This is a genomic window from Caloramator sp. E03, from assembly GCF_006016075.1.
Lineage (GTDB): Bacteria > Bacillota > Clostridia > Clostridiales > Caloramatoraceae > Caloramator_B.
Genome location: NZ_CP040093.1, coordinates 295,782 through 310,955, shown reverse-complemented (window position 1 = coordinate 310,955; position 15,174 = coordinate 295,782). Strand labels below are relative to the sequence as shown.

At 31.4% G+C, this 15,174-nt stretch carries 17 protein-coding genes, 1 tRNA gene and 1 riboswitch; all 18 genes read left to right on the top strand.

Going from position 1 to position 15,174, the window contains the following annotated elements; genetic code table 11:
- The first annotated feature begins 50 nt into the window (after positions 1-50).
- Complete coding sequence (gene polA / locus FDN13_RS01670; protein WP_168190033.1) at positions 51-2,627, top strand: DNA polymerase I; 2,577 nt, start codon at positions 51-53, stop codon at positions 2,625-2,627.
- A gap of 9 nt (positions 2,628-2,636) precedes the next feature.
- A complete protein-coding gene (gene coaE, locus FDN13_RS01665; protein WP_138978589.1) occupies positions 2,637-3,239 on the top strand; it encodes a dephospho-CoA kinase in 603 nt (200 codons plus the stop codon).
- Complete coding sequence (locus FDN13_RS01660; RefSeq protein WP_138978588.1) at positions 3,240-3,806, top strand: lytic transglycosylase domain-containing protein; 567 nt, start codon at positions 3,240-3,242, stop codon at positions 3,804-3,806.
- A 100-nt stretch (positions 3,807-3,906) separates the two neighbouring features.
- Positions 3,907-3,990 (top strand) — tRNA-Leu (locus FDN13_RS01655).
- Between the two features lie 220 nt (positions 3,991-4,210).
- Positions 4,211-4,729: a GNAT family N-acetyltransferase gene (locus tag FDN13_RS01650; protein WP_168190032.1), complete on the top strand. Its 519-nt coding sequence runs from the start codon at positions 4,211-4,213 to the stop codon at positions 4,727-4,729.
- Positions 4,730-4,791: 62 nt separating this feature from the next.
- Positions 4,792-4,917: riboswitch (cyclic di-AMP (ydaO/yuaA leader) on the top strand.
- A gap of 74 nt (positions 4,918-4,991) precedes the next feature.
- On the top strand, positions 4,992-5,174 hold the full coding sequence (locus tag FDN13_RS01645) for a hypothetical protein (protein ID WP_138978586.1): 183 nt from the start codon (positions 4,992-4,994) through the stop codon (positions 5,172-5,174).
- Positions 5,138-5,524 carry a C40 family peptidase gene (locus FDN13_RS01640; RefSeq protein ID WP_138978585.1) on the top strand — a complete coding sequence of 129 codons (387 nt, stop codon included), beginning with the start codon at positions 5,138-5,140 and terminating at the stop codon, positions 5,522-5,524. Before FDN13_RS01645 ends, FDN13_RS01640 begins: the two co-directional genes overlap by 37 nt.
- A gap of 147 nt (positions 5,525-5,671) precedes the next feature.
- A complete protein-coding gene (locus FDN13_RS01635) occupies positions 5,672-6,445 on the top strand; it encodes an SPOR domain-containing protein (RefSeq protein WP_138978584.1) in 774 nt (257 codons plus the stop codon).
- 53 nt (positions 6,446-6,498) lie between these two features.
- Complete coding sequence (gene nuoE / locus FDN13_RS01630) at positions 6,499-7,002, top strand: NADH-quinone oxidoreductase subunit NuoE (protein ID WP_138978583.1); 504 nt, start codon at positions 6,499-6,501, stop codon at positions 7,000-7,002.
- Positions 7,003-7,033: 31 nt separating this feature from the next.
- Entirely contained in the window at positions 7,034-7,555 is a 522-nt protein-coding gene (locus tag FDN13_RS01625; RefSeq protein WP_243120244.1) for an ATP-binding protein, read from the top strand.
- Positions 7,555-7,956: a (2Fe-2S) ferredoxin domain-containing protein gene (locus FDN13_RS01620; protein WP_138978581.1), complete on the top strand. Its 402-nt coding sequence runs from the start codon at positions 7,555-7,557 to the stop codon at positions 7,954-7,956. Before FDN13_RS01625 ends, FDN13_RS01620 begins: the two co-directional genes overlap by 1 nt.
- Positions 7,957-7,970: 14 nt before the next feature.
- Positions 7,971-9,764, top strand: coding sequence for an NADH-quinone oxidoreductase subunit NuoF (gene nuoF, locus FDN13_RS01615; RefSeq protein ID WP_138978580.1), 1,794 nt, complete (start codon positions 7,971-7,973; stop codon positions 9,762-9,764).
- A gap of 21 nt (positions 9,765-9,785) precedes the next feature.
- On the top strand, positions 9,786-11,522 hold the full coding sequence (locus FDN13_RS01610; RefSeq protein ID WP_138978579.1) for an NADH-dependent [FeFe] hydrogenase, group A6: 1,737 nt from the start codon (positions 9,786-9,788) through the stop codon (positions 11,520-11,522).
- Between the two features lie 178 nt (positions 11,523-11,700).
- Entirely contained in the window at positions 11,701-11,961 is a 261-nt protein-coding gene (locus tag FDN13_RS01605; protein ID WP_138978578.1) for a DUF4321 domain-containing protein, read from the top strand.
- A gap of 8 nt (positions 11,962-11,969) precedes the next feature.
- Entirely contained in the window at positions 11,970-12,560 is a 591-nt protein-coding gene (locus FDN13_RS01600; protein WP_138978577.1) for a Maf family protein, read from the top strand.
- A gap of 1 nt (position 12,561) precedes the next feature.
- Positions 12,562-13,254 (top strand): RadC family protein, encoded by a 693-nt coding sequence (gene radC, locus FDN13_RS01595; protein ID WP_138978576.1) that lies wholly within the window; start codon positions 12,562-12,564, stop codon positions 13,252-13,254.
- A gap of 38 nt (positions 13,255-13,292) precedes the next feature.
- Positions 13,293-14,324, top strand: a complete 1,032-nt coding sequence (locus FDN13_RS01590; protein ID WP_138978575.1) for a rod shape-determining protein — start codon at positions 13,293-13,295, stop codon at positions 14,322-14,324.
- 14 nt (positions 14,325-14,338) lie between these two features.
- Positions 14,339-15,172 (top strand): rod shape-determining protein MreC, encoded by an 834-nt coding sequence (gene mreC / locus FDN13_RS01585; RefSeq protein ID WP_138978574.1) that lies wholly within the window; start codon positions 14,339-14,341, stop codon positions 15,170-15,172.
- Positions 15,173-15,174 lie beyond the last annotated feature (2 nt).

Sequence of the window (15,174 nt, the reverse complement as noted above, 5' to 3'; positions counted from 1 at the left end):
AATTAATATGTAAAGTTGTTTTTATTTTTCTAATGTTAGGAGAGATTATAGTGAATAAGGAAAAACTTGTAATATTAGATGGAAATAGCTTATTAAATAGAGCATTCTATGCTCTCCCTCCTATGACAACTTCAAAGGGGGAGCCGACAGGAGCGGTATTTGGATTTACTACGATGCTTTTAAAAATCTATGATGAAATAAAGCCGGATTATATAGCTGTAGCCTTTGATAAATCAAAAGTAACCTTTAGGCACAAAGAATATGAAGAATATAAAGCTGGAAGAAAGAAGATGCCAGAGGAGCTATCAAAGCAGTTTGAACCAGTAAAAAGGCTTCTTAATGCTTTTAACATAGGAATATTTGAACTAGAAGGTTATGAGGCTGATGATATAATTGGAACAATATCTAAAAGATTTGAAAGTGAAAATCTTGAGGTTATTATATATACAGGAGACAGAGATGCCCTTCAACTTGTATCTGACTATACAAAGGTTGTGATAACTAAAAAAGGTATCTCTGAAACGGATATTTGCGATAAAGAGTTTATAATGGAAAAATACGGGCTCGAACCTAAAGGAATTATAGATTTAAAAGGACTTATGGGAGATTCTTCAGATAATATTCCAGGTGTTCCTGGTGTTGGAGAAAAAACTGCCTTAAAACTGCTACACGAATATAAAACTATTGAAAATGTGTTTAATAATGTTGAAAATATAAATGGTAAAAAGCTAAAAGAAACTCTTATGCAGCATAAAGAACAGGCTTTTTTAAGTAAAAGGCTTGCAACAATAAATAGAGATGTACCTATTGATATTGATCTGAATAAAATAAGAACGAAAGACTATGATGTTTTACAGATAAAGCAGTTATTTTCTGAACTTGAATTTAAAAGTTTGATGGAGAGAATAAATACCGTAACACTAAATAATGCCAAGATAAATAAAGAAATAAAGTGTGAAATAAAGCCTTATGAAAGAGACATTAAAATAATCAATAAAATAGTTGAAGAGAAAGTATTTAATTTTATTTTTATATATGACGATAATAAAGAAGTTGAAGGAATGATAATTAACGGGCAGTATTTTGTTTCAGATAGCTTTATCACTGATTTTAAGGAGGTTTTTGAATCTGAAGCAGTAGGTAAAAATACATATCGTGCAAAGTATGTATACAATTATTTAATCAGTAAAGGTATTAAATTGAATAATTTAGCTTTTGATGCTGAAATTGCAGCATATATTTTAAATCCGACAGAAAATAGTTATGATTTAGTAAATATATTAAAAAACTTTGCAGGTATATTGTACGATGAGGATTTAAATGATATAAAACAATTAGGAGCACTATTTATTGAAAATTTTGATGCTATTAAGGAGAATATGCTAAATAAAATTGATAATTTACAGATGAATACACTTTTCAAAGAAGTTGAAATGCCTTTAATTAAAGTTTTAGCTAATATGGAGATTAGAGGCTTTAAAGTGAACAGGGAAACTTTACATAATATTGGATTTGAATTAAGTGAGGAAATAGATAGACTTACTGGGGAAATATATGACTTGGCGGGAGAAGAATTTAATATAAACTCTCCAAAACAGCTAGGGGTTATTTTGTTTGAAAAGCTTAACTTACCAGTAATTAAAAAAACAAAAACTGGTTATTCAACTGATGCTGAGGTATTAGATGAACTTTATGATAAACATGAGATAGTTGAGAAGATTTTAAACTATAGACAAATGGTAAAATTAAAATCAACTTATGTAGATGGATTACTTGCATGTATTTCAGAAGATAACAAAATTCATTCAAGTTTTAATCAGACTGTTACTGCAACAGGAAGAATTTCAAGTACAGAACCTAATCTTCAAAATATACCTATAAAAATGGAGCAGGGAAGACAAATAAGAAAAGCTTTTGAACCTTCGTCTTTGGATTATGTTATACTATCTGCTGATTATTCTCAGATAGAGCTTAGAGTCCTTGCTCATATATCAAAGGATGATAATTTGATAGATGCTTTTAGAAATAATCAGGATATACATAGGAGAACGGCATCAGAAATTTTTGGAGTATCTATGGAAGAGGTTACCCCTCTGCAAAGAAGCAGAGCTAAGGCTATTAATTTTGGGATAGTATATGGTCTTGGTGACTTTAGTCTTGCTAAAGATTTAAAAATAAGTAGAAAGGAAGCTAAGAGTTATATAGAAAATTATTTTAAAAGATATGAAGGAGTAAGAAAATATTTAGATAGTGCAATAGAGGAAGGGCGTAAAAACGGATATGTAAAGACAATATTAAACAGGGTAAGATATATACCAGAAATAAATTCAAGCAATAGAACGCTTAGGGCATTTGGGGAACGCCTTGCTATGAATACTCCTATTCAGGGGTCAGCAGCTGATATAATAAAAATAGCCATGGTTAATGTTGATAGAAGGCTTGAAGATGAAATGCTAAGATCAAGACTTTTGCTACAGGTGCATGATGAGCTTGTTTTAGAGGTCCATAAGGATGAGTTGCAGTATGTAGCAGAAATGGTTAAAGAAGAAATGGAAAATGCGGTTGAGCTTTTAGTTCCATTAGTAGCTGAGGTTAAATGGGGAAAAGATTGGTATGAGGCAAAGTAGGTGAGAAGTATGAAAATAATAGGACTTACAGGAGGAATAGCATCAGGAAAAAGTTATGTATCGGAAATACTAAAAAGTAAAGGTATACCTGTAATTGATGCTGATGCTATTTCACGGGAGATAGTAAATAAAGGTAGTGAAGCCTTAAAAGAGATAGAAAGTGAATTTGGTAAAGAAATTTTAAATGAAGATGGCACTTTAAACAGAAAAAAGCTTGGATGTATAGTTTTTTCTGATAAAAACAAACTTGAGACGTTAAATAGAATAATGCACCCCAAGATAATAAAGGAAATATCAGAAAGGGTTGAAAAAATAAAATCAGAAGGTTTTAAGTTGTGCTTTATAGATGCAGCACTTTTGATTGAAACTGGACTTTATCGTATAACAGATATTGTAATACTTGTTTATGTAGATAGACAAACACAAGTGGAAAGACTGATAAAAAGAGATAATATATCCTTAATAGAAGCTGAAAAAAGAATAGAGTCTCAAATGAGTTTTAAAGAAAAAATGAAATATTCACATTATATAATTGATAATAACGGAAGTAGAGAATATACAAAGCAACAGATATGTAAAATTATAGAGGAAATAATTTCTATGGAGGACTGAATGATTAAAAGAATAATTAAGTTTGTATTAATAATTTTTATATTTATTTTGATAGTAAACCATAAAACTGTATTAAAAAGATTTTATCCCGTTTATTTTGAAGAAAAAGTAAGTAAATATTCTCAAAAGTATGATTTGGATCCTTATCTAGTTTATTCATTGATTAGGGCTGAAAGTAAGTTTAATCCATCAGCAAAATCAAATAAAGGAGCCCTTGGGCTTATGCAGATAACTCCAAGCACAGGGGCTTATATTGCAAAGCTTATAGGTGATAGTGATTTTAAAAGTGAAATGCTTTATGATCCAGAGATAAATATAAAATATGGATGTTTTTATCTTGCAAAGTTGTTTGATAGTTTTAATGGGAATATAGATTGTGTACTTGCGGCATATAATGGAGGAGAAGGAAATGTAAGAAAATGGCTTAAGGAAGGAAAAGATGGATTTAATTTAAAAATTGAAGAGCTACCCTTTGATGAAACAAGAAAATATATAATAAAGGTAAAGCGAAACTATAAAATATATAATTATATATATAAAATAAAAGCATTTTATCTCTTTTTATAATAAAAAATTAAGACAAAAAATTTTATTTAAAAAAATTAAGGAGAATAATGAAATTTTTGTTGACACAAAATTATATCTTTGATATAATAAATCGTGTCGAGCGAGAGTGGCGGAATTGGCAGACGCGCACGTTTGAGGGGCGTGTGTCCATGACGTACGGGTTCAAGTCCCGTCTCTCGCACCAAGAATTTAGCGCAAGATCTTTTGAATTAAGATCTTGCGATTTTTATTTTTAAGCATTATTTTTTAAATATTTTATGATAGTTTTAATAGAAGATTAGGATAGTGAGTGTTTATTCTTAGAAACAAAAATATTCTTAAAATTAGAAAAGGAATTTATTGTTATATATAGAATACAAATTATATTAAATAAACTGTAAAAGTAGTGATAGGAGTGGAAAATATTGATTCCTATTGAAATTGTTAATGATAACTATGTAATTAGGAATATTTGCTTAGAGGATTTAGAAAAAGCCCTTGATTGCATAAATCAATCAGAGGAAAACTGTAAAATCCTTGGAAATGAAGAGTATATTTCATATAACTATATTATGGAGCGTTATCTTGAAACGTTAACCAACTCCTTAGAGTTTTTTTGTGGAGTTTTTATAGATGAAAAGTTAATAGGAATAATTAAAGGAAGAATTGAAAATAATATGCAAAAAGAAATTTGGATAATGTCTTTTATAATTATGGAAGAATATAGGAACAAGGGGTTAGGAACAAATATATTAAAATCATTTGAAGATTATTTTTTAAAAAGTTATTATATAAAAATATTTTGTGCAATTGTTTTTGATGACAATATTTCAGGTATAAGTTTTTGGGTTAAAAATGGATATATAAAATCAAGGATTATTAAAGGAATGGTAACGAATAATAAAAATATAATAATATACAAAAAAGATGTTGAACAGAAATAATTACCATATAGAACAATTATTAATATTATTGAAAAAATAGTTATTTTATTATATTATATTAATAGAATTTATTGCCGAATCCTTGAAGGTACGAGGAACCAAAGGTGGGGTGAATCTGGTATTTTCCAGTAGGGAATCCTTCTCCGAACCCGTCAGACTAACTTCGGAGGACAGGAAGGAGAAAGATATGAAGAAAGCAGTTTTTTAAATTGTATCTTGCTTAATTTTTTTGCTCATAGTACCAACTACAGATTTTAAAGTAATGGCAAAGACGAAAAGCTCAAAGACTAAAACGGTAAAGAAAACAACTAATGTTAAAAGAATACCAAAAAATCAACTAAAAGCACTAAAAAGAAACAAAAAAGCTATTCTACAAAAAGAGGGGTTGCCTATTCCAGAGGATCGGGAATGGTACTTGGAAAAGGGGATACAGAAAGAATTATAAATTATGCTAAAAAGTTTTTAGGAGTAAAGTACGTGTACGGATCTTCATCTTCAAAAGCATTTGATTGTTCAGGATTTACTATGTATGTATTCAAGTCATTAGGTATTAACCTTCCTCATTCAGCATCTGAGCAGTCTAAGAAGGGACTTGCAGTATCTAAGGACAATTTAAAAGTTGGTGATTTAGTGTTTTTTGAAACTAGTAATAGGGGGATATCCCATGTTGGTATCTACATAGGCAGCAATAAGTTTATACATGCTTCATCAGGAGCTGGACATGTTGTAATAACAAGCCTTTCAGATACTTATTATGCTTCAAGATATAGAGGTGCGACACGAATAGTTAATTAAAAAGATACCATTAAAGGTATCTTTTTAATTAACTATTATTTGTCAATGTAATTTTTCAGAAAAATAAAAAATAAAAAATTACTTTTATTATCCGCAATATTTTGGTATAATTTTAGAGAACCTCATAGAGGATGAGGTGGTATTATTATGAGGTTTAATTTAAAAGATATTTGGGATAAAGTTAAAAACTCCAAAAGAGCAAAAGCCTTATTAATGTTTTTTGTTGTACTTCCTTTAGTTTCAATTATATGTGGTAGTATTATAGCAAAGAAAATTATTATTCCTATAACAAATAAAAGTATAGAAGGTAAAAATCAAGATACAGAAGCTGTAACGATAAATAACCATATCTATAATTATTATTATGTTCAAACTGGAGTATTTACAAATCAAGAAAATGCAAAAATGCTTAAAAAAGAATTGAACCGTAATGAAATAGATTCTGCAATTGTTAAGGATAAGGATGTATATAGAGTAATTGTATCCATATCTTATAAAGATGAATTTGAAGATTTAAAGAAAAGGCTTAAAGAGCTTAAAATAGATTACATAGTAAAAGAAGTTAAAATAAATAGTATTATTAATAATGGTAAAGAATTACAAGTAATCAATAAATATATAGAGCAGATATCTGATGTATTATATAAGCAAATAGATATGTATTATAGCAAGGATTTAGAACAAGACGATAAAAATTTGCAGAATATAATACAGCTTATGAAGAATATGGCAATGAATAACATAGATAATAAAATTGAGGAAAATTTTAAAACATGTAACAATATAATAATTAAGGACGTTGAAAATTTTACTGCAAATAAACAAAAAGGAGCTAAAGAAAGTATGCTTGAAAATCTGGCTAATGAAATTTTTACTATAAAATCCTTTTATGATTTTGTTAGCCAGTATTATATAAACTGAATAAATAAAACATGATATTGTTAGTCAAATAACAAACGAAAGGAGAGTTTATTATGGGCAATGAACAAAAATGCTGTTGTGGCTGCAGTTGCAATGAAAAAGATGACAGATATGAAAAGGCTCTGGAAATAATAAAATCTTACAAAGAGGTTAAGGGTGGGTTAATGCCTGTTCTACAGCAGATACAAAATGTTTATGGTTACCTTCCTGAAGATATATTAAAGAAAGTTTCTGAGGAACTTAATATTCCAATGACAGAAATTTATGGAGTTGCTACATTTTACTCATTTTTCTCTTTAAAACCAAAGGGTGAGCATATAATAAGAGTTTGCCTTGGTACTGCATGTTATGTTAAAGGTGCTCAGCAAATAATTGATAAACTATCAGAAGTATTAAGTGTAGAGGTTAATGATACAACAAAAGATGGGAAGTTTACACTTGAGGCTACTCGATGCCTTGGAGCATGTGGACTTGCACCTGTAATGATGATAGACAGTAAGGTTTACGGTAGATTAACACCAGATGATATTCCAAATATAATAAAGGAATTCGAATAGAAAAAATATGAGAGAGCTATCTCTTCACATTATGGATATACTTGAGAACTCAATAAATGCGAAGGCAACTCTTGTATATATTGAAATTATAGAGGACAAGTGTAAAAACATACTAAAAATAGTAATTAAGGACAATGGAGTTGGAATAAAAAAAGAAGATATTGACAAGGTAAAGGATCCTTTTGTTACATCACGAAAGACAAGAAAAGTTGGATTGGGAATATCGCTATTTGAAGCAGCATGTTTAAGGTGTGATGGCAAATTAAATATATATTCAATTGAGGGTGAAGGAACAGAAGTAGAGGCTATTATGAAGTATAACCATATAGATAGGGCACCTTTAGGAAAAATAGAAGATACAATAATAAGTGCTCTTCTCTATCAAAATATTGATATTGTTTATAAACATATTGTAGATGGCAATGAATTTCACTTTGATAGCAGAGAAGTAAAAAAAATAGCTGGAGAAGATTTGACAATACCTGAGGTACTTCAGTGGATAAGACAATATATAAAAGAAGGTATTCAAGAAATAGGTGGAGGTGTATTTTAATGAAGACAATAAAGGAACTTGAAGAGATAAGAAAGAAAACCCTTGAAGTTGTAAACCAGAGAAAAGATAGAACAACAACAAGAATAGTAGTTGGAATGGCAACTTGTGGTATAGCAGCAGGAGCAAGACCTGTACTTTTAGCTATAATGGACGAAGTTAGTAAACTTGGCCTTACTGATGTTATTGTTGCGCAAACTGGATGTATTGGACTTTGTAGGCTTGAACCGATTGTTGAAGTTATAAGACCGGGAGAAGAAAAAGTTACTTATATAAAAATGACTCCTGAAAAAGCAAGAAGAATTGTAAAAGAACATGTAGTTGAAGGTAAAGTCGTTGATGAATATGTGATGCACGTTGTTGATGGAAAAGTACTGAATGATTATTCGGTACAAAACGATTGATAGGAGGGTAAAATATGGCATTTTATCGTTCACAGGTATTAATATGTGGTGGTACAGGATGTACTTCGTCTGAATCAATGATTATATTGCAAAACTTGAAAAATGAACTAAAAAAGCATGGAATTGAAAATGAAATTGAAGTTGTTAGAACGGGATGCTTTGGACTTTGTGAATTAGGGCCGATTGTTATTGTTTATCCTGAAGGAGCATTTTATAGCAAAGTAAAGCCAGAAGATGTTCCAGAGCTAGTTGAGGAGCATCTTGTAAAGGGTAGAATTTTAAAAAGACTTGTATATCATGAAGCAATGGAAGATGATAGAATTAAGTCATTAAATAATTTCGGATTTTATAAAAAGCAATACAGGGTTGCATTAAGAAACTGTGGAGTTATAGATCCAGAGAATATAGATGAATATATTGCTTTTGATGGGTATAAAGCTCTTGAAAAGGTTTTAACAGAGATGACTCCTGAACAAGTAGTACAAGTTGTAAAAGATTCAGGCCTTAGAGGAAGAGGAGGCGGAGGTTTCCCAACAGGATTAAAATGGGAACTAACAGCTAAGGAAAAAGCAGCTCAAAAATATATAATTTGTAATGCTGATGAAGGTGACCCAGGGGCATTTATGGATCGTTCAGTTCTTGAAGGAGATCCTCACTCTGTGCTTGAAGCTATGGCAATAGGAGGCTATGCAATTGGTGCAAATAAAGGGTTTATTTATGTAAGGGCTGAATATCCGATAGCGGTTCAAAGACTTGAAGTTGCAATAAAACAAGCAAGAGATTATGGACTTTTAGGAGATAATATACTTGGAACAGGATTTAAATTTGATATAGAGTTAAGATTGGGTTCTGGAGCTTTCGTATGTGGAGAGGAAACAGCTCTTATGCAGTCAATTGAAGGAAAACGCGGTATGCCTGTACCAAAACCACCTTTCCCAGCACAATCAGGGTTATGGAAGAAGCCAACTGTAATAAATAATGTTGAAACTTATGCTAATATTCCTCCAATAATATTAAATGGTTCACAATGGTTTAGAAGTATTGGAACTGAAAAGAGCCCAGGAACTAAAGTATTTGCTCTTGGAGGTAAGATTACAAATACTGGGCTTGTTGAAATACCGATGGGTACAACACTAAGAGAGATAATATTTGAAATTGGTGGAGGAATTCCAAAGGGTAAAAAGTTTAAAGCTGTTCAAACAGGAGGACCATCCGGTGGATGTATACCAGCTGAGCATCTTGATACTCCTATTGAATATGATACACTTACAGCTCTTGGTTCTATGATGGGTTCAGGTGGTATGATAGTAATGGATGAAGATAACTGCATGGTTGACGTTGCAAGATTTTTCCTTGAATTTACAAAAGACGAGTCTTGTGGAAAATGTACTCCATGTAGAATTGGTACAAAAAGAATGCTTGAGATACTTGAAAAGATAACACAAGGAAAAGGAACATTAGAGGATATAGATAAGCTTGAGAAACTTGCGAAGGAAATAAAAGTTTCTGCACTTTGCGGACTTGGACAAACAGCTCCAAACCCTGTACTTTCAACATTAAAGTATTTTAGAGATGAATATGTAGCCCATGTTGTAGATAAGAAGTGTCCAGCTGGAGTATGTAAAGCACTAATGAGATACACTATAGTTGATAATATATGTAAAAAGTGTGGAATTTGTGCAAAAGCATGTCCTGTTGGAGCTATTAAAGGAAGAGTTAAAGAACATTTTGAAATTGATCAGGATAAGTGTGTAAAATGTGGTGCATGTATGGAAAAATGTCCTTTCAAGGCTATTATTAAGAAGTAAGAAGCATAAGAGGTGAATGATATGGAAATGGTTAAGTTTAAAATAGATGGGATTGAACTTGAAGTTCCAAAAGGTACAACGGTTCTTGAAGCTGCAAGAAAAATAGGAATAGAAATACCAACTCTTTGTTATCTTAAGGATGTAAATAATCCTGCTTCCTGCCGTGCATGTTTAGTAGAAGTAGGACCAAGACTTATAGCATCTTGTGCTCTTGTTGCTGAGAATAATATGGACGTTAAAACAAATACTCCAAAGGTTAGGGAAGCAAGAAAAACAGTTATAAAACTTCTTTTGTCAAATCATAAGAGAGAATGTACAACTTGTATAAGAAGTGAAAACTGTGAACTTCAAAGGCTTGCAAAAGAACTTAATATAAGAGACGTTGAATATGAAGGAGAAAGAACAAAGGGTATAGCTGATTACTCTTCGACTTCAGTTGTAAGAGATCAGGAAAAATGTGTACTTTGTGGAAGATGTATAAGTACATGTGGAAACATTCAAAGCGTACATGCTATTGGCTGGGCAAGAAGAGGTTTTGAAACTAATGTAACCCCTGCCTATAGTAGGCCATTAGCTGATACTGTTTGTGTAAATTGTGGACAATGTATAATTGCGTGTCCAGTTGGAGCCTTACATGAAAAAGAAAATATAAAAGATGTATGGAAGGCCTTAAATGATAAAGATAAATATGTTGTTGTTCAGACAGCACCTGCGGTTAGAGTTGCAATTGGAGAAGAGTTTGGGCTTCCAATGGGGACAAGAGTAACTGGAAAGATGGCAGCAGCACTTAGAAAGCTTGGATTTGATAAAGTATTTGATACAGATTTTGCTGCAGATTTAACTATTATGGAAGAGGGTACTGAGCTTTTAAAGAGATTAAATACAGGAAAGAACTTACCACTTATGACTTCATGCTGTCCAGGATGGGTAAAGTTTGTAGAGCACCAATATCCTGATATGATAGATAATCTTTCAACATGTAAGTCTCCTCATCAAATGGAAGGAGCATTAATAAAGAGTTATTTTGCACAAAAGATGGGAATAGATCCTAAAAATATAGTTGTTGTATCAATAATGCCTTGCGTTGCTAAGAAGTTTGAAGAACAAAGAGAAGAATTATCCTGTGATGGACTTTCAGATGTTGATTATGTTTTAACAACAAGAGAGCTTGCACAGATGATAAAAGAAGCTGGAATTGATTTTGTAAATCTATCTGATGAAGAATTTGATAATCCATTTGGAGAATCAACTGGAGCTGCTGTAATATTTGGTGCAACTGGAGGAGTTGCTGAAGCAGCATTAAGAACAATATTTGAACTTCTTGCAGGCAAAGAGCTTGAAACAGTTGATTATACAGCAGTTCGTGGGCTTGAAGATATAAAGGAAGCAGTTATTGAGCTCCCAGATGGAAGAAAGATAAATGCAGCTGTTGCTCATGGACTTTCTAACGCAAGAAAAGTTCTTGAAATGGTTAAAAACGGTGAAAAGCATTTTGACTTCATTGAAGTTATGGCATGTCCTGGAGGTTGTGTAAATGGAGGCGGACAGCCAATAGTTAATGCTAAGGTGAGAGAAAAAATAGATGTTAGATTAGAAAGAGCAAAGGGAATATATAGAGAGGATAAGGATCTTCCATTAAGAAAGTCTCATAAGAACCCATATATTAAAAAGCTCTATGAGGAATTTTTAAAAGAACCTAATAGTGAAGTAAGCCATAAATATCTGCATACTCATTATGTAAAAAGAGAAAAATATTAAATTGGTTACCAGGGATTTTTCCCTGGTTTATTTTTAAATATTATATTAATTTTATATATTGACTTTTATGCGACTTGTTCTTAATAATGTAAAATGCTAAACTATTATAGGTAGAAAAAATTAAAAAATCTGTTTAAAAAACAACAGAATAATCAATAATTATAAGAGGGGATTTAATATGAATAGATCTTTAAGGGGAGTAGGTTATCTTATACTTTTATTATTGCTTTTTGGACTTGCAGGAGGTGCATTAGGAGAAATAATAGGACGAAACTTTAAAAGCCTTTCTTATTTAGGGCATTATTCAACTATTGGGATGGCAAAGCCTATAACTTTTAATTTAAAGCTTTTATCCTTAACCTTTGGAATTAATTTTAATATAAATATATTATCAATTATTGGAATGATATTAGGAATTTTTATATATAAAAAAATGTAGGTGGTTTTATGAAAAGAATTATACTTGCATCTAACTCTCCAAGAAGAATTGAGCTTTTAAGTTTATTCAATATCAAGTTTGAAGTTATGTCTTCAGAATGTGATGAAAAAATTGAAGATGATATGTCACCCTATGAAATGGCGTGTACTCTTGCAGAGAAAAAAGCATCAGCTGTTGCGGATAGGGTTGATGGAGATTGCATTATAATTGGTGCAGATACAATTGTATATAAAGATGGAAATATATTAGGAAAGCCAATAGATGAAAAGGATGCATATAAAATGCTTTCTTTTCTTAGTGGTAATTCTCACAATGTAATAACAGGTATATGTATTATTGATAAAATGAATAAGGACATATACAAAAGTTATGAAGAGACTTTGGTATATTTTAAACCATTGACTAATAAAGAGATTATGGATTATATTAAAACAGGAGAACCTTTTGATAAAGCTGGTGCATATGGTATACAAAGATTTGGAAGTTTATTTGTTGAAAAAATAGAAGGTTGCTACTTTAATGTGGTTGGCTTTCCTATAAATAAAATATATAATGCATTAGGGAATATGGGGGTAAATCTTTTAACAGGAGAAAGTTGATATGGAGAAAACAGAATTAACTATAAAGGATATACCCATACAGGACAGACCACGAGAGAGACTTATAAAGTTTGGTCCAGAAGCCTTATCTAATTCAGAGCTTTTGGCTATTATAATTAGAACAGGTACAAAAGCTGAAAATGCATTAAGTCTTTCTAACAAGTTGATTGCTTATGGTAAAGGATTAGAATTTTTATCAAATTGTACTGTACAAGAGCTTAGCAAAATAAAAGGTATTGGAACTGCAAAGGCTGCTCAGATTAAAGCAGCTATTGAGCTTGGAAAAAGATTAAGAAGCTATCGTAGTGATAGGACAATAACTATAAATAGTCCTAAAGATGCTGCAGAAATAGTTATGGAAGATATGAGATACTATAAAAAAGAGCATTTTAAGGTTATTTTTCTAAATACAAAAAACGTTGTTATTGATGTAAAAGATTTATCGATTGGCAATTTAAATTCTTCTATTGTACATCCAAGAGAAGTATACAATGAAGCAATTAAAAAAAGCAGTGCATCGATTATTGCTATTCATAACCATCCTTCTGGGGATCCAACTCCAAGCCAGGAAGATATAAATATTACAAAAAGGCTTGTTGAGGCTGGAAAAATAATAGGAATAGATCTTCTTGATCACATAATTATAGGGGATGGTTGCTTTATAAGTTTAAAAGAAAAAGGTATAATATTTTAAAATAGATTTATCAATACTAAAATGAAGGGAGAAATAAAATGGCTTTATTTGGATTTTCAAAGGATATGGGAATAGATTTAGGTACAGCAAATACTCTAATATATGTAAAGGGTAAAGGAATTATACTTAGGGAGCCCTCTGTTGTTGCTATAAAAAATGATAATTCTAAAGCTGTTCTAGCAGTTGGAAATGAAGCTAAGGAAATGATTGGAAGAACCCCAGGAAATATAGTTGCGATACGTCCATTAAAGGATGGAGTAATTGCTGATTTTGATATTACTCAAACTATGCTTAAGATGTTTATAAAAAAGGTTACAAATAATAGTACTTTTGTTAGACCAAGAATAGTTGTATGTTTTCCATCAGGAGTAACTGAAGTTGAAAAAAGAGCAATTGAGGAGGCAACAAAGCAAGCTGGAGCAAGTGAAGTGTATCTTATGGAAGAACCTATGGCTGCTGCAATAGGTGCAGGACTTCCAGTAAGTGAGCCAACTGGTAGTATGGTTGTTGATATTGGTGGAGGTACAACAGAGGTTGCAGTGATATCCCTCGGAGGAATAGTAACAAGTAAATCGCTTAGAATAGCTGGAGATGAACTTGATCAGTCAATTGTTACTTATGTTAAAAAAGAATATAATCTTATGATAGGTGAAAGAACTGCAGAACAGATAAAGATGGAAATAGGCTCAGCTTTTCCAAGAGAAGAAGAAAAGACTATGGAAATAAAAGGGAGAGACCTTGTTACTGGGCTTCCTAAAATTATAACGATAACATCAGAGGAGATAAGGGAGGCAATTAAAGAGCCAGTTTCAGCAATAATAGATGCAATAAAGTCTACCCTTGAAAAGACTCCTCCAGAGCTTGCAGCAGATATTATGGATAAGGGAATTATGATAACAGGAGGAGGAGCACTGCTTCAAGGTCTTGATCAACTTATAAATAGGGAAACTCACATGCCTGTTCATATTGCAGAAAATCCTCTTGATTGTGTTGCACTTGGAGCAGGAAAGTCTCTTGAGCATATTAATAAATATGGAAGAGCTTATGCTTCATCACGAAAATCAAGGTAGAAAGAGGGATATAGATGGACTTTTTAAAGAACAAGTTACTTACAATAGTACTTGTTCTTTGCCTTGCTTTTACTATTTTTGTTGGTATAACTGCAAATAAAAAGGATAATACAGGTATTATTCAGGGAGCAATAACTTCTACAATTACTCCTATACAAAAGTATATATATATTGCAGGGCAAAGGATAAATAATATGTTTTATTATATACTTTCAATATCTTCTTTAAGGAAGGAAAATATAAGGTTAAACACTGAGGTTCAAAATTTAAATCAAAAATTAATAGAATATGAAAGATACAAAAGAGAAAACCAGGAGTTAGTAAGTTTGCTAAACCTGAAGAATACCTATAAGAATATTAAATTTTTATCCGCAAATGTTATTGGAAAAGTAGGAGAAAATTGGTTTGATATTATTATTATAGATGTAGGAGAAGATGATGGGATAAAAAAAGGCCAATATGTATTTGCAGGGCAAGGACTTGTTGGACAAGTGATTGAAGTTAATAAAAATACATCAAAGGTCCTTACTATACTTGATGAGAAGTCTAATATCCCAGGAAAAATATCTTCAACTGGTGAAGATGGAATGATAATTGGGGAAGGGAATTCTCTAAAGGATAAGATTTGCAAAATGGATTATCTTCCTCTTGAAACTAAGGCAAAACCTGGAGATTTAGTTGTAACATCAAATATAATAAACAATGAAGATGTATTAATACCTTCAGATATATTAATAGGAACAATAATAAAAGTTGAAGAGGAAAAATCAAACCTTATGAATGCGGCCTATATAAAGCCAGCTGTTGATTTTTCAAGGCTTGAAAAGGTTTTAGTTGTTATTAGATGAGG